The sequence below is a fragment of the Chitinophaga varians genome, from assembly GCF_012641275.1.
GTDB lineage: Bacteria > Bacteroidota > Bacteroidia > Chitinophagales > Chitinophagaceae > Chitinophaga > Chitinophaga varians_A.
In genome coordinates this window covers 544,578-564,050 of sequence record NZ_JABAIA010000003.1, presented here as the reverse complement: position 1 = coordinate 564,050, position 19,473 = coordinate 544,578, and the positions used below count along the sequence as shown (strand labels likewise).

Below are 19,473 nucleotides of genomic sequence, written 5' to 3'. Positions count from 1 at the left end.
TTATCCCTATGAAGAAAACATGGCTTTGCATGGCCGCATTGGCAATAATGGCAGCCAGCTGTAGCAGCAACAAGTCGGACGATGCGGTTATTCCCGAAACACCGAAGACCGGCGAATGGTACCTGTCTGAAATTATCCGCAGGGACGTAAACAATGACGGCACTGTCTCGTCTTACAAAGACAGCACGGTCATCACCTACAATCCCGACAAAACATTCAACTCCCGGGAAGAATTCAAAGGCGCCGTACCAAGCTACTACGGCCTGTACAAGGTAGTGTATGACCAGAAGAACATCACCAAACTAACGCTGCAAAGCGGGAAAACCGCCAGTGCAGCACTTGTGGCGGAAGCCCGCAACACCAATAACCAGTTGGTCCGCTACTTTGAGCCGGGTTATGCCGACAGCCGGTATGACTCACTGGTGTATGAAAACAATAAGATTGTAAGAGTAGTGTATATCCATGAGGACAAACGGAACAATGCAAAATGGGAATATACATGGCAGAATGACAACGTAGTGGAAGAAAGAGAGTTCCGGGCCAATCCCACCACGCTGGCGCTGGAGCTGACCGGTATCACCAAACACACCTACAGTGATGCCCCCAACGTGTCCAGACCTATGGCCGGCTATCACCTGCTGCGCCAGTCGAGTCCTAATGTGCAACAGCTGTCTGCCAACGAAGTAAACAACTCTACACTCGCCAAAGCCGATGGTACTGTTTTCGCGGAATATACCTACCGGCGCTCCCTAAACGATAAGAAGCTGCCGGACACCGATACCTGCTGGTACAGAAACGTTACCGCCAACACGCCCGCACAGGCTATCACTATCTACCATTATAAATACATCGACCTGAACAAATAAAAAAAGGCGCACTGGTTAGTGCGCCTTTTTAATCCGTTCTTCCTGTATGGCTATCGCTTTAGTGAGCGTCTTCGTTTTTACATCAAGGTAACCGTTCCTCCCCTGTCTGAATCCTGCTTCCGGCACCGTCTGAAAGTTAATCGTCACCTGGCTGTCCGTATAGCCATATTGTTTACCCAGATGCGAGGAATCAGCCAGCTTCAGCGCATAATGGTCTTCCAGGTAATCTTTTATTTCCTGCTGGGCCGAGTAGCTCAAAATACGGAAGGCAAATCCCGCCACCTTATCATTGTAAGCCAACAGCTCTATGTGTGGCGGCGCGTAGCGGTCAAATAAAAGAGCGCCTTTACTGTCTATGCCATAAGAGATCATATTGGTGAGGTCATACATCTTCCCTTCCCGTACATTGGCTATGCCCTGCAATACTTTCGCAGGTGCTTCGTCAAACAGTAGTTTCGCCAGGTTCATCTTCTGCTGTGCAAAGGTGGTAAGGGAAAACAGCCACATCAGGGTGGTTAACAGCAACTGTTTCATGGTATCGTTTATAGGAATAAATATACGCATTTTTGTGCCCACCCCTGATGTCCGCCGTCATTAATTTTATCATAAATATCCGTTAAGATTGATTTGTCAGTTTTCCTGCCACTATCGCCTGTTGTTTTAGAAAGCATAGCGTACGCCCAACTGACCTTGTGCGCGGGAACTGAAATAGTCAATGGAATAAGGCTTGCCCGGATCTGCAAAACGGAATACCGGATAATTGCCCATGGTCTGCTTACGGGGGAACAGCTCCGGCGTCAATCCCACGCTGGCGGTGGAGTTGAAGGTATTGGGAGAAAAATATATCCGTCCCCAATTGGCATTGAGCAGGTTAGCGAAGTTCATAATGTCTATGGTGAAGGTAACTGTCTGATCATTTTTACCAAAATGGAACTCCTGCGCAAAGTGCAGGTCTGCTGTGGTATTCCAGGGCGTACGACCGGCGTTCCGTTCTGTAAAATCACCGCGGCGGCCACTCAGGTAACTGTTGCCATCTATATAGCGGTTAAACGCGTCGGCCTGCTGTATAGCCGTTACCGTAGCACCGGCAGCATCGGTATAGTCCTGGAAGAAACGTACCGCCTCGTCTGCACGTGGGATATAGGCCAGGTTCACCTGCTGCGGCAGTCCCTGAAGGCTGTTGTTCACCACGCCGTAGGTAAACGGACTGCCGGACTGCGCGCTCACGAAGAGGTTCAGGCGGGTGGTCCACCGTTCATTCCATGCCCGTTGGTAACCGATATTAGCAATGATGCGGTGACGGACATCAAAATTGGAATATGCCAGCCCGGCATTGTTCGGGCTTAAGGCCTGGTTCAACTGCCAGTTACTTTCCATCGAGTTGCGAATGCCATTGAAAGCGTCTTTCGACTGGCCGTAAGTATAAGCCAGTGAAACATTCAGCCCCATATCGAATTTTTTGCTGCCGGTGGCTGTGATGGAATACTGGTATCCCAGAGTGGTATTGCTCAACTCATATGCATTGGCAAAACGCGGATCTGTGTTACCGCTGTACACCGGCATCCGGTGCGCGCTGTCAAAACCATAGTAGCGGGGGTTGTCCTGTATGTTCACCTGTTGGAAATAAACGTCATGGATGGTTTTGGTATACAACCCTTCCAGTCCCAGTTTATACCCGGATGCAGCAGTGTAATCCACCGCCAGGCTGCCACGGAAAACTTTAGGCATCACAAAATGATTATCGATCAGGTCCACCTGCGTTTTCCCGGCATTGGGGTTGTTCACTACGGTGCCGTTCTGCGCAATAAAATCCGCGATACCATTGGGACCGGGCTTCAGGGGGTCAGTGCCGGGCGCAAAAGGCTGCTGGTCGGCCTTCTGGTCATAAGCGCCGTAGCTAACGCCGGTATTATAGAAGGCATATCCCAGCCATGCCAGCGGGATACGGCCGGTAAAGAGGCCGGCACCGCCACGCAGCACCCATTTGCTGTCGGCTGTCAGGTCATAGCTGAAGCCTATGCGCGGGGAAACCTGTAGCTGCCCCAGATAGTCATTGGTGATCTGCCGCAGCGGCGTATAGGTGTAAGTGTTACCAAAGTAATTATCCGTGTAGGCGGAGCTGACCAGCGGGCTCAGTGCCTGTTTGTGCGGCACAAAGCTGTAGTCTGCCCGCAGGCCCGGCGTTACCCGCAGCCGGTCACTCACACGGATTTCATCCTGCAGGTACACGCTCAGCATGTCCACATCGAACACAGCTTCCGGGTGCGATAAAATATATTCGCGTGAGTTGTTGCTGTAATTGTAGTTGCCTCGTACGCGATATGGTTTGTTGTTCAGGAAATCATCGATGCTGAGATAGTCTACCCGGCCATTCCACGAGTTTACGAAGCCATAACTCACATGATACAATTCATTGTGCGTACCGAGCAACAAAGTGTGCTTGCCCCGGTGCCAGGTAAGGTTGTCCGTAATTTCAAGGGTGCGTTGTTTCATATTGAAGATGGCGGCTTCCCTGTCAGTACCCAGATAGATAGTGGTGCCAGGCGTGCGGCCCATGATCTGTACCTGTGGCAGCGCCGGGTCTGACAAGGGATCACGGAAGTCCTGGATGGTAGTGTATCCCACGACGAGGCTGTTGGAGAAGCCGTTGCGGAAAGTGGATTTCAGCTCCGCTACTGTAGACGACTGGTTGTTGACCTGCCGGTAGGCCATGGAGCTGAAACGGAAGTCCATCTGGTCCCGGTCCATATTCACCGAACGGGAACGGACAATATTGTTGCGCACAGACAGCCGGTGATGGTCGTTGATGTTCCAGTCGAGCCGGTTAAAGTATTTCTCTGAGTATGCGTTTCCGTTATACATGCCGGCCGTTCCCGGATCAAAGTCCTGGTCATAGCGCCCTGCCATGTAGTTGCGGATATCAGCGGCGTCTTTCCCGCTGAGTATCTGCGCGGTCTCGGGCTGACCGGCCATCAACTGGGCAGGGTCCTGGCGGCGGGTAATTTCTTCGTTGGTAAAAAAGAACAGTTTGTTTTTGATAATGGGAAAGCCTATACGAACGCCGGCCTGGTAATCATAGAAGTCGTTGTTCATTTTGCCGAGCGAGCCGGCCTTGTCTTTCCCGGTGATGGCGGCATTGCGCCCGTACAGGTAAACCGAGCCGGCGAGGGTGTTGGTACCGCTGCGGGTGACAGCATTGATACTACCGCCGGTGAAGTTGCCGATCTTCACATCATAGGGTGCGAGGTATACCTGCATGTCTTCTATCGCATCGAGGGAGATGGCGTTGCTGCGGGTACTGGCGCCCGGTGTGCCGGAGCTGCCGGTAATGCCGCCGGCGGAGGGACTGAAGCCAATCGCATCATTGTTGATGGCGCCATCTATAGTGATGTTGTTGTAGCGGAAATTGGTACCGGCAAAACTATTGTCTTTAGAGCCCTGTGGGACCAGCCGTGTGATGTCCTGCAGGCTGCGGTTCACGGTAGGCATGCTGCTCAGTTGTGTACGGGTGATATTCTGCCCGGTACCATATACGTTGGCTTTTCGTGTAGCCGGCGCTGTGCGCACCACTATTTCCGACAGCTGTTGCTGTACCGGTGTCAGCACAAAATTAAGCTGCTGCGGCTCTCCGAGGCGGACGGTCACCTGTTCCATGGTAGCGGTTTTACGGCCAATCATGTTGACGGTGATTTTGTATGGTCCACCGATGCGCAGCCCCGGCAGGAAAAAGCTGCCGGTCTTATCAGCGCTGGCGCTGTAAGTTGTGCCCGAAGGCTGGTGTAATGCCACAACGGTGGCGCCGGACAGCGGCTGCCTGCTGCTGTCCGCCACGTGCCCTATGAGGCTGCCATCTGTTTGTTGAGCGCTGATGGTAAGCATCCTGCCAAGGCACAGGATGGTCAGCACCAGCCAATAGTATATTTTTTGCTGCATAATGTTATTGTATTAAGATCCTCGAGATGCTATGTACCACACCGTTTCCGGCCAGCACATCTTTTTTTGGCAGGGTGGCCACACCGTTGCCGCCTGCTCCCTGCAACTGAATGTTGATACCTGAAAAGCGGCCCGGCCGCGTGATGTCCGGCAGTAGCCTGATCGTGGCCCGCTGGCCGCCCGGCAATTGTTCTGTATAGGTATTGGATGTCACATCTGCCTTGAGGATATAGTCGTACACGAAACTGCGTCCCGGGGCGATGTGTGCTTTGACCAGCTTTTGCAGCGCTGTCGCGTCCATCTTGTAAATACTGTCGGTAGAAGGAATACCAATATTGGTAAAAGCCGAATTGACCGGCGCGAACACTGTATACGGGCCACCCGACTGGTATTCCGGTGCCAGGCCGCTTTGAATAAGGGCCGCGTTAAAAAAAGACAAGGAAGGATCTCCCGAAACCGCCTGTTGTACGTTGGTATAGACAATCGGGCTTAACAAACCATCGATGATATTTACCAGTCCGTTGGAAGCCGTTTTATCCCGGGTGCTTACCCGGATACCATTCACTATCACTGCTGTATCGCGGGTATTGACCCAATGGGTCACGTACAGCGGTTGCCCGTTCAGCGTCATGACAGGCTGGTTAAACGCCAGCGGCAGGGAATCCAGCTTTACCTGTCCGCGGATAATATGATAAGGCACACCGGGAGTAATAGAGTCCCTTGCACGGATCATAGCAGCGCCTGTAGGATAACCAATCGCTTTGAAGGCATCGTTGGACGGGCCTAATAACGTATAGGGGCCGGCGGCGCTAAGCGTGTCGCTATAGGGCGTGGCTGTGAGCGCGTATTCAAACAGCGCAAGACTGAAGTTGTTATGCACGACGGCGCTGATACCGCTTTTTATGTTGATGTCCACCGGTTTGGCGTCGTCTTTGGAACAGCCAGCCAGCACTAGTATCCCGGCCAACAGGTAATATCCTCTCTTCATAAAAAATCCTGAATATTTCATCATACTGGCTGTATTTAAGGGTTAGGCAATAACAGGTTATCAACCCGGTGAATGACACCCGTGAGCGTGGTGATATCGGAAGGGCCGATAATCACGGCACCACGGCCCTGCGGTGCATCCGGACGGTGCAATACGATCCGGCTGTTTTCTATCCGGTAAGTGATAGCGCCCATTGCGGCGCCGTTGTTCACATAATTCGGCCAGGCATTGCTCAGCAGGCAACCGGTGTATGGATTTGTCAAATTCACATTGACATCGCCGGTGGCATTGATCAGTATCCGATGGTTCACCAGGATGGAATCCATATTGGTGAGCATTTCCGTGCCAGGCGGCGCATCCGCCAGCGCAGAGCGGTCGATGTAATTGTTAATCTCTTCAATGGATGCAAAGCCGGCTTTTCTAAAAGCATTATTGTCCGGGGCAAACACGGCGGTGGCAGGCTCACCACCCAGTTCGGTGCCCCCAGTCATTAGCACCAGTGCAGCGGTATCATTAAACCGGATATTGTAATAGCGGTTTCCCAGGATACCGCTTTGTTCATAGAGCGCATTACTTTTTTTCAGCGCCGCCATGTAGAAAGTAAAGGCGGTATCGGCCGACAGGACCTGGTAACTTTCATATACCGGTTTGGTGATCATACTGTCAATGAGATAGACAGCGCCATTGACAGCCGGTATTACCGGTTTGCGGCCAACATCTTTTCCGTTGAGCCGCAGCACACCACCGGTCATGCCTACACTTAACCTGTGGTAATAATAAAACCCGTTATCAGCGAAAGGGCCGGGCACCTCGCTACAGACAGGTTTTTCAGGATAGGTGAACGGATAATAGGCCGTTTCACCTGTCACGCTGCCAGGCTTCGCCGCTATTCCGCCGGTAATGCTCAGGTACCTGATAAGTAACTCCAATTCCTCCGCTGGTACGGTGTTAATGTTGCCCATGGTATAACCTGCTGCCTCCCATGCTTTGTTGACCGGCACAAACAAGGTATAATATGCATTGCTGTTGTCCGTATTCAGACTGTCGATATACTGTTGTATCCCTGTACGTTTGAATGCGGCACGGTAAATAGAGGCCTCGGGAATGGAATCCAGCAGCTCAGCAAGTCTACGGCTAGTGGTGTTTGTATAAGGCAACCCGGTACCAACTGGTCTGGGCGGTTCTTCCGTTTTGGAGCAGGATATCACGCCTATCAACCCCGACAGGATAATAGCGTATAACCCCAACCGTATGTTATAACGTTTCATTTTTTTTTGTTTTAGGCAGATGGTTGATCACCGGGTAACATTTTCCGGCATAACCAATATGTCCGACATCAGGTGAACGATGCCGTTGGTGCAGGTATAATTGATATAAGTCCCTTTGAAATTTGTGATAGACAAGGTCATACGCGGTTCTCCCAGAAAGGCCGTGCCCTGGTCTCCCCAGGGCCTGTCAGCATAGGGTCCTACCTGTACCTGGGAAGAGGTATTGGCAGATGCCGCCGTTACCACGCCCACGCCTGCTCCCACACCTACCTGGCAGATCAGCATTTTATAGTTGGGCGACGGGGTGTCAAAAGTGACATAGGAAGTACCTGTTGGCGGTAACTGAAGCATGTCCAACAGAAAGACGTGGTTCGGTTTCAGGAAGTAGCTGCCAAATACAGCAGGATCGTAACGCAAAGCGTCCATCCTGCTGATGCTGTCCAGTGTCATGCCACGGTTTTCGAAGCAGGAGTCTTGCGGGGCAAACACGGTGAAAGGCCCGTCAGCATTCAACTGCTCCCAAAAACCGAATTTCTTCAGTCCCGCTATCAGATGGGAATATTGTGGCCGCGAGGACAGAAAATCCTGTACCGTGACCGGCATCACCTTCAGTGTGGAGGAGAGTGGATACACCACGCCGTTCAATTGGGTAGCACCGTATTTAATATTGGTGCTGCTGCCGAGTGACGGCTGTGGTTGCACCTGCACGCCATTGACCGTCAGCGCCACATTGACGATGGTGGAACGCGACACGTACAGGCGGGTGTGGTTCAGGTTTTCATACCGGTTATCAGACGACAGGGGAATATCTGTATAGAACAGTTTGACCGGCAGCACATGTGTTCGCACAAAATACCGGAGACTGTCTGCCGGCCATTTATCGAAGTCGGAAGGCTGGAATACGCCGTCTTTATTAAAAGCGCTGTTCAGGGGCGCCAGCACGGTAAAAGCCGTCGTGGCCTGGTCAAGGCTATCTGTCAGCCCGGCTTTTTGCACCGCTGCCGCAAACAGGGAGAAGTCAAAATTATTGATCAGATAGTTGCTGATCGTACCGGTGGCCTGCGCACGTTCCTCCGATTCGAAGTCCGGCTTTTTACAGGCGGCCGTTAACCATAACAACAGCATGATCCATCCACCATATTTTCGTATATTCATTGTAGTTATATTTCCTGGTTCAACCATAAGATGTATAGCGCCTTATTTCGCCGGCGGCGGATAGGTACGCTGAACGCTCATCATGTATACCTGGTTATTGATGATTTCTATCGTAGTGATAGTAGCAAAAGAGCGTTGGGCATAGCTTCCGGAAGCCGTGTATTTGATGAGGTTAGGCAGCCAGCAGCTGCTGATAAATTTGGTAAAGTCTACCCGTGGGATCGTTCTTCTCGCGCTGCCGAAGCCTACGCCTTTACCATCATTACTGCCATTGCTGCATCCTATAGCGCCATAGGCGATGTTAGCCGTCTTCATTCCCAGGTAATCGGACACTGCCACCTGTCCGGGAATGGGAAACATGCCCGGCCGCATCAGCACAAACAATTCCCATTGCCGGCTAAGGATGCCGCCGGTGGTATCGGACGCGGCAAACATGGGCACACTATAATAGGGAGCTACGCCGGCTGTATGCGATCTTACTACCGCTCCCAGCCAGATGTTATTGTAGCCCGGTATGACAGTGTTGCCCACAGGCGCGCCATCTGCATAGGGATAAAGACAATCGTCCTGGTAAAGGGTATAGTACAGGTTCATGGTATCGCCGAAAGCACCGCAGTTGTTGTTGATCGTCAGATAGTCCGCGTCAGCGCGCGGGCCCGGATTGGCAGCAGCATATCCCGCTGCGCTCAGGTTGTAGAAGTTGACATACAACAACGAATCGGAGAATGGCATCTTTGCAAACTGTTCCTGCCGCAGATACAGGGTGATGGGCAACGGATATTGCGTAGACACCGTTTTTTGCAATACCTGCATGGTATAGATCTCCCCCGGCGTAAAATCAATGGTACTATCAGCCAGCAGATTTTTACGGTCGCGCTCCTGCAATTCGAAAAACGGCACTTCACTGACAGGGCGGCTGTAAAACACCACCCGGTGCCTGCCGGATGGAATCTGCGCCCAGCTGGAGAGATTGATGCCATTCACAATCGGCGCTGCTAACACTTTTTTAGTGCCGGGATATTCTGTATTCCGAAAGGAAGTATTGCCTGCATCAGCGGGATACGGCCCGGCATAAGGGGTGCGCCGGTCCAGGTGATCACCCAGTATTTTACCACCGGTGATGAGACCGGAAGCGTCGTACTCCGGGTCTATCACCATAGCCAGAAAAGGGGGCGGCTGGTCTTTGGAGGTCACGTTCACATCGTAGTTAAGACTATTGAATACGCGCAGGTAGGCCGCCCCCGGAATCACGTTGTATTCCGTTTTACGGCAGCCTGCTGCCAGCAGCAGGCTGCACAGCAAAGGCCAGCACCAGTGTTTTATTTTATGATAATGCGTCATGGAAAGATGGCTTGTCATTTTTTCTATTGGTTATGTTTTATCACGATCATCCGCGGATGCTGCGCGTCTTTTTTGCGGCCTATTAACGCTACCGTATACACGCCGGGCTCGGCTCCATAGTTGCCGTTTAGGAAATAAGCCGGTGGCATCTGCACAAAATCCAGCGTGGTCAGCGCCGGCACGTCCGTCAGGCGGTCGCCGGGCAGCACGCCCGGCTGCGAACGGTAAGCCTGTACAATGCCTCCTGTAACGGCCCCTAAGTCCACATAAGGATAAGGCACTCCTATCGGCGACACCTGCTGACCTGCCTGTAAATGCTGCGCGGCCGTGGCGGTGGTAAAAAGATCGTTTTTGAACAGCGTTCCGTTGGCGCCGGTGAACGTCACCTCCGGCAAATCGGGGCACAGGTTGAGGAACCGGGTTTGTACCAGCATCCGGAAATGTAGCGGGTCATATAGGTTATTGGCACCATCGGAACCATCGGGGTTGCCGCCGTTGACACGCACGCCGCCCATATTATTGGATACTACGGTCACGGCCACGCTTCCGCCGGCAGCCGGATAAGCCCATGCTGTCAGGTTATCGCCTCCCTTCAGGGCGATGGTTTGTTCAGCCAGTGTTTTGCCCGTCGCATCGGTTATTTTCAGTGTATGCGTTCCGGTAATCAGCGTTTTATAAGCCCCTGCTTTGCCATATGCAATGGTGGAGGTATTGCCACCGTCGATGTTCACGCCCAGACCCTCTCCTTCAGGCACTGCGGCATTTACCACCTGCAACCGGCCATAGGTAAGGTTCGCAGCAGGCGCGATATCTGTGACAACCGTAAAACAATTAGGCGACAGCGGGTATTCACCGTATTGGTAAGCCCCATACGTCAGTCCTACCGCCACCGTATACACGCCACCGGGCTGAAACGTCTGCACCGGGCTGTAATACACCTGGGTGCCGCCCAGCGAAAAATTGTCCATGGCAGTAGTGCCCGTCAATGCCGGTGGTTTACCGGGTATCTGCAACCCGGTGCCGTCTATCAGTACTTTGAACTGATAGGTGCCGTAAGGCAGTTCCACATAATCCGAAAAACTATGATTGGCGATACCGGAAGTGGCGGCGCTGACAGGACCGCCATTCGCATAAGCCAGCGAAAGCGTATTGCCACCACCGTTACCCTGTGACGTGCAGAGGTTCACCAGCCGTATACGGATATTGGCAGGATTGGACGGCAACGCTGTGGTCCGCGGTACGCGGCTGACACTGTATTTACCATCATGCTCATCGGCGCTGGTATTCAGGTAGTAGTCTGAAGGCTGGTCGTAATTATCCTGTACCAGAAAAGAATCCAGTATATAATCAGGCTGCGAGGTGCCTTGCGGGCTGCCGATTTCCACAGTGGCCTGGCCTTTGCTGTCGAGGAACTGCTGCGGCAGAAACCACGTACCGCTTAATTTACCATCAGGAAAATAACGGGTGGGATAAGGCAGATTAGGCACCGTGACGTTGTCCGGCACCTGGTACCAGTTGGACAGCTTTTGGCCGTTCACCTTCACATCCCACTGGTTAAAGGTGACCAGCCTGACGGTGGACTTGTCCATGCTGGCATAGTCAGGCTCATTGCCTGCCCTCACATCGGTCTTGTCCTTGCTGCAGGCGGCTGCCAGGAGTAGCACGCCGGCAAGCAGGGTATGATATTTTGTAGTCATCATGCGCATGTTTCACACTTTTTAAAACAGGTTATAGGTAAGGCCCAGCATATATTCTGTACCACGGCGGTAACTTCTGCGGACATACCGGGTGCCGTAATATTTGCCACCAGTGCCGGGATTGCTGTACACTTCTTCATAGGCGCTGTTCAGTATGTTCTTGGCATATCCTTTCAGGACAAACCGGCCCAGCTTCTGGCTGAAAACAAGGTCCAGCACCGGCATCGGGCGACTGTACAGATCAGGTGAGCCGTCCATGTTCACCTGTATCAGTCGCTCTCCTACCAGGTTAAAAGTGCCGGTGATATCAGTACCGGTTTTGGTATTGGTGTAATTCAAAAAAGTATTGATGGAATAAGGCGCCTGTTCAAACAAAGGGCTCCTGTCCGGCGACTGCCGGTCGATGATCCTGGCGGCATCCAGCCTTTCGGTATTCTTTCGCACGTTGCTGGAAGCAATCATCACGTTGGAGCCGAGCGAGAAATACCGCAGGTGTCTGGAGAGGATACCAAGGTTTTTGACCACCTCCAGCTCTATCCCCCACACATGGCCCCTGTTGGGATTGTTCTGATAGGCCACTGTCGGGAATTCTGGATACAGGGCATTCACACCGTCTGAATGCTGGATAAACACTTTTTCCAGCTGGTTGCTGATCTCCTTGGCAAATAGCGAAGCGGCCAGTACTTCCCCCTTGTTGGGAAACCACTCCCAGCGAAAGTCATAACTCTGCGTCTGTTGGTTCACCAGCTTCGGATTGCCTACTACCAGCGCCTGTTGGAAAGGGTCAAACTCAAAGACGTTGGTGAGTTCCCTGATTTCCGGCCTCGCCAGCGAAGTAGCGTAAGCCAGCCGGAAGTTCATCGCTTCCCGGGGCGAATAGGTCATGTTGGCAGAATAATAAGGCTTGTAGCTGGTGATATATTTGGATACCGGGTTCGTATATACGAGATTGATGCCGCCTTCCGACAACGATGGATCGATGTATATCCCGGAGGTATCTACCTTGCTCTGGATGTTGGTTTTCTCGAACCGCACCCCGCCCGTCAACCGCAGCGTCTTCAGCGGATGCAGGTCCAGCATGCCATAGAACGCATTGGTTTCATAAAACCCCAGGTAGTTGTTGGGCGATTTACGTGTATTATACAGGAAGCCGCTGGTGAGCGGCGTACCCTCCGGAGAACTGCCGGCAGGTATATGGATACCGATCTGGTCATAGCCTACCAGCCTGTCAAGGTTGCCGTACGCGAGATACAGCGGGTACTGTTTCAGCGCAGAGAAATTCGACCCGGGCAATGATAAAACGTTCTCTCCGAAACTGCGTTCGCGGTACAGATAGTTGACGCCTGTCTTAAAAGCCTGTTCCAATCCGCGTATCCCGAAAGGCAGGGTAATATCGGCTTTGTAGTTGTAATTGGTTTCTCCCAGGTGACGGAAGCGGCGACCGTTAGGATCGGCTTGTATCTTGCCGTATGGGCCAAAGCCGTTCACATAACCTGAAACCAGCGAGTAATAATCTGTCACGCCCATATAGCGGGTACCGTTGATGTCCGGTGTTGGCAGCGCATATATGCCGCCGCCATTGGGCCGGTAATCAGCCAGGTTTACAAAACGATAGTCCGGGTCATCCTGCGTGGCGCGGGAAGAGGCGGCGTTGTAACTCAGACGGGGCGCATATTTGCCATCACTGAATTTATGTTCGCCCTGAAGGTTGTAGGTATTGAAAGTACGGTACGTTTGACGCAACGAATAAATGTTGCTGTACACCGGTCCGTTTCTGCCTGTTACATAAGCATACTGCCCGGACAGGCTGGTGGCCTGCGTTTCGCCGCCATAACTTCCCATGTACTGAAAGCTGATTTCATGGTTGGGATTAAAGCGGTAGGCCAGGCCGCCGAGCCAACCGTAGTTGAGTGTTTGTGTGCCGGTGTTTTCATGGTAGCCTACGTACTTCCCCAGATTAGGTGTGTTGGGCGTAATATAGGCGGGCACGTTACGGGACTCGTCAATGGAAGGATTGCCGGTCATAACGCCCTGATAAATGCTGTACTGGTTCAGCTGCCCGCCGGCGATGTCAGTGGAACGGTTGTAGTAACTTCCGCTTAAAATCAGCCCCAGCTGGTGGTTGCGAAATACAGAAAAGGCGTTGCCATAGGTGATGTTATAGATACCGTTGAGCGGTGCTTTTTTATAGCGTGTGGTCAGTACCGGGTCCAGCTGGTGCAGCACATTATTTACGCGGTTGATTTCGGACAACAGCACCGGATCATTTTTGGCGGTAGCGGCCAGCTGTTGCAGCTGGGAAAGGCCACCAGGGTACTGTTTGTCGAGCGACAGAAATTCCGGCCGCAGATCGTGGTTTTTTATTTTGTTGCCACTAAACCCCATATCGCTGTTATAAAAACTGTTGACTTGTCCGCCCAGTCCGATATTGGAATTGGTGCCGGTCTGCGCGGTGATGGTCAGTGTTTGTTTAGCCGGTATGGAGCGTGTTTTCAGCTCCACGATACCGCCGGAGGCATCGGCGGGTTTGTCGGGCGTGATGGTCTTGTACACCACGATATTGTCCAGCAGGTTGGCCGGCACCAGGTCCAACGGGATAGTGCTTCTGTCCGGATCGGAGGAAGCGAGGCGGATACCGTTCAGTTCCCCGATCACACTGCGGTCCCCGAGGCCTCTTACAGCTACGTATTTATCATCGGTGATGGTGACGCCGGACACCCGTTGCAGCGCCTGCGCGGTGGTGATGCTGGCCGTTTTCTCGATGTTCTCTGCCGAGATGCCATCTGAAACAACAGCAGCATGTTGCCTTTCATTGAGGATGGCCGCCTCGTTGTTCATGCGGCGGCGCGAGGAGACTGTCACGCCAGACAATGTTCTGTTGTCCGGCTGCAGACGCAGGTCCATCGACGTATAGGCGTTACCGGTAATCACCTGGCTGGCGTAACCGGCTTTTGAGAAAATAAGCAGGGCCTGTGCTTTCGGCGCCCGGAGGCTGAAGTCGCCGTTGGCGTCGGTAGTGGCGGACACGCCGCTCTCCTGCGCATATATTTCCACATAGGCAACGGGCCTGCCTGTTTTGGCATCTGTGATATGTCCTTTAAAAATATGCGCGCTGCTGGTATCGGTGTGTAGTCGCGCAGGTGCCGCGGTCACTTGTACGGAAATGTTGTTGCCCGATACTTTAAACTCCAGCGGCGCCATCGTGCGGAGTTGCTGCAATGCTGCGCCCAACGTACTATGTGTCTGAAAGGAAGCAATCCTTATTTTGCCCAGTTCGGATGCCGTATAATAAAAGGAGCAGCCGGACATACGGCCCAGGGAAGTAATCACGGTCAGTGCATCGGTATTTTCCAGCCGCAGGTTGACGGGCTGTTTCAGGCCGGTCAGTTGTGCCCGGGCGGCCAGCACCACCGGCATGAACAGTGCAGTCAATAGCATAGCCTTTAGGAACCGGCGCATGGCCGGTTTCCAGCTGATCTTGTGGTCCATTTTTCGTGTTTAAAGAAAGATATTTAACTAGCGCTTGTTAATGTATATGACGCCGTTTTTAGCGGTGTATGTAAGTTGATGTATAAAAAGAATGTTGTCCAGGATGGCCTGCCATTTATCCGGGCTGAAGTCGCCGGTCACGTTTTTATGTGCCGCCAGTGCAGGGTCATATTGCAGCGTCAGCCCGTAGCGGTACGCGAAACGGTCCAGCACATCGGCCAGTGGCAGTTCTTCAAATATCATATGCCCGTTGGTCCAGTGATGTACCCTGTTGGCCGAAAAAGGCATGACAGCCCAGTTTTTATTGCTTCGTGAATAGCGTAGCATTTCATTGGGCTTCAACAACGTATATCCGTTATTGTTATGATCCCTTACGCCCACCTGTCCGCTTACGAGGGCAATCCTGATCTCTGCCTCGCCGGGATAGGTTTCTATATTAAAGCGTGTTCCCAATACCCTTGTTTCAATGTTATCGGTGGTGACGATAAACGGCCGTGCCTCATCTTTGGCGATCTCGAAATAACCTTCACCGGTAAGCCGTACGTAGCGGGCGTCTTTATGAAAGCGGTCTTCCACGTATTCCAGTCTGGAACGGGCATTCAGCCATACTTCGGAGCCATCGGGCAGCTGAATGTGTTTCATGTCCTTATTGGTGGCAGCGATGGTAGTATACACCATGACGGCCCTTTGCCGGTGACGGTTAAAATTAAACAGCGCCCACCAGGAAGTCAGCACCAGTATCACAACGGCGGCCGCAGCTTTCCAGAGATGCATTTTCTTTATGCCTTTCCTTTGTTCCTGCGGCTTATCGAGAATGCGGTCAAGCATCGCAGCTTTGGCAGCCTGCAATGTTTCCTCAGACATGCTGTTGTCCGATATGTCCAGGGACAGCATCCACCGGCTGATCATCTCTTTGTCCTGCTTACTGCCGGCGCCCTGGTAAAGGCGGTGCAGCATGTCTTCTGGTATATGTTTATTGGGCTCCATACATACAGTTAGAGCAGCAAACAGAAAAAGTCCCGGGTGTCCCGGGTTAACAAATTGTTACCAACAATATCTTCGGAAAAAGGAAAGAAGAGGTATAGGGACCAACAGGAAAGCTAAAAAAGGCAGAGGGACAAATGGTGGTCATCTACCCCATCCATCTTCCAAAAGCAGCAGTATAACGGGGAGCAGCGCGGTAGCGGGATAGGAACCGGCCATGTCTTTCAGGCGGCGCATGGCTTCGCTGAGCTGGTTTTTCACCGTCTTGGGAGCAATGGCATATATATGGGCAATCTCTTCGATGGATTTATTTTCATACCGGCTGAGGACAAATATCTGTTTCATCCGTTCCGGCATGCGGTCCAGTGCGCCCATGATGGCGATGTTCACCGCTTCCAGTTCAGCGGCGGCATCCTGCGCACTGTATACAGGATCGGTATGCAGTTCATTTTCCAGGTATGTCTGAAAATGTTGCAGGTGTTTTTCATTCAGTCCCCTGGCACGCAGGAAACCGAATATGCGGTAATAGAGACAGGTAATAAGGAAAGGTTTGGCGCCGGCTGTTTCCAGCTGTAGCATGGGGAACTGCTGCCATACGTAGGTGAAAGTGTCCTGAACGATGTCCATCGCGTCCTGGGCATAACCGATCTTCCGGTTGGCGATCCGGTAGAGCGTATCCCAATAAGCAAGGTAGATCTCCCTAAACAGGTGTTCCTGGTCCGGATGATGTGTTGTTGATGCTTCCATGGACGAGATAGTAGCACAAAAATAAAATTGTTGCGCATACGCGGATGTTAACAATTCATTAAGTGAGGGAACTGTGGTCCGGTTTCCTTTTTTATCAGGTGCTGCCGAATGTGACCATGGCTTTTTTTAATGCCTGGCTGTAAAAAAGGCTGATACCTTCCGGAGCAATATGCTGGAATTCACTGCCATCGATGGTACCGATGTATTCAAAAGAAGGACCCATGTCATTATTAAAGGGCCAGTCGCCTGCAAATTCCTCCGGCGCCAGTGCCGTAAAGATGCCCGCAGGGCGTTCCTGGTGCAGTTCCGCCAGGTAGTCCGACACAATATCCTTCTGCAGGTCCGCCGGCGTTAAAGCACGCAGGCGTTCCAGCCGGCGGATATCCTTCACCTGTAAACCGGGCCGGTTAAAATCGCCCTCGTACAGCCGCCCGTATTGCTGAAAATAGGCTTTCTTCAGCTGGTACATGGCCTCGTTCATATTGTATTCAATTTCCTGTTCCGGGAAATTGTTCGTGTATTGTTCCTGCTGAATAATGGAATAATCGTTGAAATAACGCCAGTCGGCTTCAAAACAAAACTTACCGTCCACCACATTAAAACCGATAACATCCGGTTGGGTAAATGATGTGTGATATTGTTCTTTTGACTCGCCTACCCTGCCGTCATAAAATTCTTTGACGGACACGATATGCAGCCATTCATCACGATCGGGACGTATCGCGCGTAGGTTGATGGAAACAAGCGGCAGAAAGTGTTGCCGGTGCAGATTCACATCGGCATAAAAAACATCTTCGTAAGCGGGAAACAGCCTGATGAGGTCCTGATATTGTTGCATGGGTTAAAATCAATCGTATGCCGGCAAATGTAATCATTTACAGCAGATGATCGATGACCACATTTTTCAGGCCATGATACAACCCGGTTCAATACCGCATCGCTGGCGGGCTTCGTCGAACTGCATTTTCATAGAGCCGATCATGGCTCCATTAGCGCCGGCCTGGCTGAGATATACTTCATGCCGGTTAATATTGTGCAGCACCATGGTGGTGCGGATGATCTTTTCCTGGTGCCCGCCGATTACAAAGTCAATGTGGGTAGAGGTGACCGCCATTTTGCGATTGTCCGGCGTACCTTCCTGTTGTTGGAAACCGAGGTGCGAAAGACATATCACGATGTGACAGCCGTGTTCTTTTTTAAGGCGAACGGCCATATCGTTGGCCGCCTGTACCGGAGGCAGGACGGTAACGCCGCTACCGGCCGGTAATGCCGGTCCTACGCCGGTGATGCCTACTTTTAACGATCCTGCATATACGATTTTATACGGCTGTACCTGACGGGCCAGTGTTTTATCGGTGAATTGGTAATTACAGTTGACCAATGCGAATTGCATGTGCGGCAGCAATGCGGCCAGGGCTGCCTGTCCGCCTGCCAGTTCACGGTTGCCGATAGTAGCCGCGTGGTAGCCGGCGCGGTTCATGGCAACTATCGTTTCCCTATGTGCGTTGGCGTTAGTGGCGTCATGGAGGAAGTCGCCCGCGTCCAGCAGGATGCCCTGATCGCCGGAAGGGCGCAGACCGGGCACCTGTCCGTGCATATCATTGGTATGCCATATCTGAAGTTCACGGTTGTTACCCGGAAGGTATGTTGCATTGCCGGAAACGGCGGCCAGTGACCGAAACGGCTGTTGCAGCAGCAGTAAGCCTGTAGCCAGAGAAGTATTGCGCAGAAAGGCGCGGCGGTTGTTGTTCATATGTTATAGGGACGGCGTAAAGATATACATTTTGTGAAATAATAAAAATATATGATACTTTTGCAGTGGTTTTTCAAACGTGAACAGACGTATAAGTATCCCTTTACCTAAATCATATCAACCACATGGACGAGGCGTTTATCGGAGAGATATTCCTGGTGCCCTACAAGTTTGCCCCCGTTGGATTTGAGTTCTGCAACGGACAGCTGCTTTCCATCAGCGGAAACGAAACTTTATTTAGTTTGATCGGTACTATCTATGGTGGCGACGGCCAAACCACTTTTGCGTTGCCAAACCTGCAAGGCCGGGTGATAGTAGGTCCCGACAGCCCTTACCCATTGGGCGCCTGGGGCGGCACCGAAACCAAACCATTGACAGCAGCGCATATCAGCAACCATACCCATGGCATTGATGCTGATGTTAAAGTGCAGATGCAAACCGGTACTACCGCCAATACCTCTTCTCCAGCCAACGCTTATCCGGCGCCGGCCACCGGCACGCCGCGGTACAGCGATCATACAGATGAAAAGATGGTAGCTATGGACGTAAGTGACATGACGACTCCACAGGGAGCCGCATTTATGACTGATCCTAATAGCACCGGTAATCTGCCGGTAAATAATATGATGCCTTCGTTGTGCATGAACTATGTGATCGCCACGCAAGGTATATACCCGGGCACTGGTTCCTTCATAAGGACAACACAGTATTTGGGCGAGGTAATGATGGCCGCATTTCCTGACCCGCCCGGAGGTTATGTCCGCTGCCAGGGACAGTTGATGTCTATCCAGCAAAACCAAGCTCTTTTTTCTCTTTTAGGTACCACCTATGGAGGCAATGGCATTACCACCTTTGGACTGCCTGACCTGAGGGGCAGAGTGGCCATTGGACAGGGGGCGGGCCTAGGCTTAACACCTCGTGTACAGGGCATTCCCGATGGGACCAAGGATGTGACCCTTACCGCCGACAATCTGCCATCTCATACACATACTGTCCAGGCAAACAAACTAAGCCTTCCCACCGGCGCCAGCAACGACACGCACAATCCGGTGGGCGCTTTCGCTGGTACCACCGCGACGGCTAATCTTTATAGCACTACGACGGGAACAGGGGTGAGCGCGAATATGCCGGCCTCCTTCACCATTAATAGTGGCACGCCCGCTCCCCCACTTAACAATATGCAGCCGTACAAGGTCATCTCGTTTTTCACCGCGATACAAGGAGTCTTTCCTTCGCGGCCTTAACATTTACT

Annotated in this window: 14 protein-coding genes; 2 read left to right on the top strand and 12 right to left on the bottom strand. The window is 52.1% G+C overall.

Annotation, left to right across the window (positions count from 1 at the left end; genetic code table 11):
* Nucleotides 1-8: 8 nt before the first annotated feature.
* Nucleotides 9-866 (top strand): hypothetical protein, encoded by an 858-nt coding sequence (locus tag HGH92_RS25495; RefSeq protein ID WP_168873633.1) that lies wholly within the window; start codon nt 9-11, stop codon nt 864-866.
* A 15-nt stretch (nt 867-881) separates the two neighbouring features.
* Here the strand turns inward: HGH92_RS25495 and HGH92_RS25490 are convergent, their stop codons facing one another.
* The 12 genes from HGH92_RS25490 to HGH92_RS25435 all read right to left on the bottom strand — a co-directional run bounded on the left by HGH92_RS25490 (nt 882) and on the right by HGH92_RS25435 (nt 18,221).
* A complete protein-coding gene (locus HGH92_RS25490; RefSeq protein ID WP_168873632.1) occupies nt 882-1,400 on the bottom strand; it encodes a hypothetical protein in 519 nt (172 codons plus the stop codon).
* A gap of 126 nt (nt 1,401-1,526) precedes the next feature.
* Nucleotides 1,527-4,799 carry a TonB-dependent receptor gene (locus tag HGH92_RS25485; RefSeq protein WP_168873631.1) on the bottom strand — a complete coding sequence of 1,091 codons (3,273 nt, stop codon included), beginning with the start codon at nt 4,797-4,799 and terminating at the stop codon, nt 1,527-1,529.
* 4 nt (nt 4,800-4,803) lie between these two features.
* Nucleotides 4,804-5,811, bottom strand: coding sequence for a fasciclin domain-containing protein (locus HGH92_RS25480; protein ID WP_168873630.1), 1,008 nt, complete (start codon nt 5,809-5,811; stop codon nt 4,804-4,806).
* Between the two features lie 11 nt (nt 5,812-5,822).
* Nucleotides 5,823-7,055, bottom strand: coding sequence for a fasciclin domain-containing protein (locus HGH92_RS25475; RefSeq protein ID WP_168873629.1), 1,233 nt, complete (start codon nt 7,053-7,055; stop codon nt 5,823-5,825).
* Nucleotides 7,056-7,082: 27 nt separating this feature from the next.
* On the bottom strand, nt 7,083-8,210 hold the full coding sequence (locus HGH92_RS25470; protein ID WP_168873628.1) for a fasciclin domain-containing protein: 1,128 nt from the start codon (nt 8,208-8,210) through the stop codon (nt 7,083-7,085).
* Nucleotides 8,211-8,252: 42 nt separating this feature from the next.
* The gene (locus HGH92_RS25465; protein ID WP_168873627.1) at nt 8,253-9,569 is read right to left on the bottom strand and encodes a hypothetical protein; all 1,317 of its coding nucleotides are present in this window, start codon (nt 9,567-9,569) and stop codon (nt 8,253-8,255) included.
* 5 nt (nt 9,570-9,574) lie between these two features.
* Nucleotides 9,575-11,251, bottom strand: a complete 1,677-nt coding sequence (locus tag HGH92_RS25460; protein ID WP_168873626.1) for a DUF4397 domain-containing protein — start codon at nt 11,249-11,251, stop codon at nt 9,575-9,577.
* 18 nt (nt 11,252-11,269) lie between these two features.
* Nucleotides 11,270-14,737, bottom strand: coding sequence for a TonB-dependent receptor domain-containing protein (locus HGH92_RS25455; protein ID WP_211092748.1), 3,468 nt, complete (start codon nt 14,735-14,737; stop codon nt 11,270-11,272).
* 27 nt (nt 14,738-14,764) lie between these two features.
* On the bottom strand, nt 14,765-15,724 hold the full coding sequence (locus HGH92_RS25450) for a FecR family protein (protein ID WP_168873625.1): 960 nt from the start codon (nt 15,722-15,724) through the stop codon (nt 14,765-14,767).
* Nucleotides 15,725-15,865: 141 nt separating this feature from the next.
* Nucleotides 15,866-16,468 carry a sigma-70 family RNA polymerase sigma factor gene (locus tag HGH92_RS25445; RefSeq protein WP_168873624.1) on the bottom strand — a complete coding sequence of 201 codons (603 nt, stop codon included), beginning with the start codon at nt 16,466-16,468 and terminating at the stop codon, nt 15,866-15,868.
* Between the two features lie 94 nt (nt 16,469-16,562).
* Nucleotides 16,563-17,306, bottom strand: coding sequence for a hypothetical protein (locus HGH92_RS33655; RefSeq protein WP_211092747.1), 744 nt, complete (start codon nt 17,304-17,306; stop codon nt 16,563-16,565).
* Between the two features lie 66 nt (nt 17,307-17,372).
* The gene (locus HGH92_RS25435) at nt 17,373-18,221 is read right to left on the bottom strand and encodes a bifunctional metallophosphatase/5'-nucleotidase (protein ID WP_168873623.1); all 849 of its coding nucleotides are present in this window, start codon (nt 18,219-18,221) and stop codon (nt 17,373-17,375) included.
* A 125-nt stretch (nt 18,222-18,346) separates the two neighbouring features.
* On the opposite strand from HGH92_RS25435, the gene HGH92_RS33650 reads away from it, so the two are divergent.
* Nucleotides 18,347-19,465, top strand: coding sequence for a phage tail protein (locus HGH92_RS33650; RefSeq protein WP_211092746.1), 1,119 nt, complete (start codon nt 18,347-18,349; stop codon nt 19,463-19,465).
* Nucleotides 19,466-19,473 lie beyond the last annotated feature (8 nt).

What these genes read in the sequence shown, in the direction of transcription:
- HGH92_RS25495 (WP_168873633.1), top strand. Translation starts at nt 9, where the DNA reads ATGAAGAAAACATGGCTTTGCATGGCCGCATTGGCAATAATGGCAGCC.
- HGH92_RS25490 (WP_168873632.1), bottom strand. Translation starts at nt 1,400, where the DNA reads ATGAAACAGTTGCTGTTAACCACCCTGATGTGGCTGTTTTCCCTTACC.
- HGH92_RS25485 (WP_168873631.1), bottom strand. Translation starts at nt 4,799, where the DNA reads ATGCAGCAAAAAATATACTATTGGCTGGTGCTGACCATCCTGTGCCTT.
- HGH92_RS25480 (WP_168873630.1), bottom strand. Translation starts at nt 5,811, where the DNA reads ATGATGAAATATTCAGGATTTTTTATGAAGAGAGGATATTACCTGTTG.
- HGH92_RS25475 (WP_168873629.1), bottom strand. Translation starts at nt 7,055, where the DNA reads ATGAAACGTTATAACATACGGTTGGGGTTATACGCTATTATCCTGTCG.
- HGH92_RS25470 (WP_168873628.1), bottom strand. Translation starts at nt 8,210, where the DNA reads ATGAATATACGAAAATATGGTGGATGGATCATGCTGTTGTTATGGTTA.
- HGH92_RS25465 (WP_168873627.1), bottom strand. Translation starts at nt 9,569, where the DNA reads ATGACAAGCCATCTTTCCATGACGCATTATCATAAAATAAAACACTGG.
- HGH92_RS25460 (WP_168873626.1), bottom strand. Translation starts at nt 11,251, where the DNA reads ATGATGACTACAAAATATCATACCCTGCTTGCCGGCGTGCTACTCCTG.
- HGH92_RS25455 (WP_211092748.1), bottom strand. Translation starts at nt 14,737, where the DNA reads ATGGACCACAAGATCAGCTGGAAACCGGCCATGCGCCGGTTCCTAAAG.
- HGH92_RS25450 (WP_168873625.1), bottom strand. Translation starts at nt 15,724, where the DNA reads ATGGAGCCCAATAAACATATACCAGAAGACATGCTGCACCGCCTTTAC.
- HGH92_RS25445 (WP_168873624.1), bottom strand. Translation starts at nt 16,468, where the DNA reads ATGGAAGCATCAACAACACATCATCCGGACCAGGAACACCTGTTTAGG.
- HGH92_RS33655 (WP_211092747.1), bottom strand. Translation starts at nt 17,306, where the DNA reads ATGCAACAATATCAGGACCTCATCAGGCTGTTTCCCGCTTACGAAGAT.
- HGH92_RS25435 (WP_168873623.1), bottom strand. Translation starts at nt 18,221, where the DNA reads ATGAACAACAACCGCCGCGCCTTTCTGCGCAATACTTCTCTGGCTACA.
- HGH92_RS33650 (WP_211092746.1), top strand. Translation starts at nt 18,347, where the DNA reads ATGGACGAGGCGTTTATCGGAGAGATATTCCTGGTGCCCTACAAGTTT.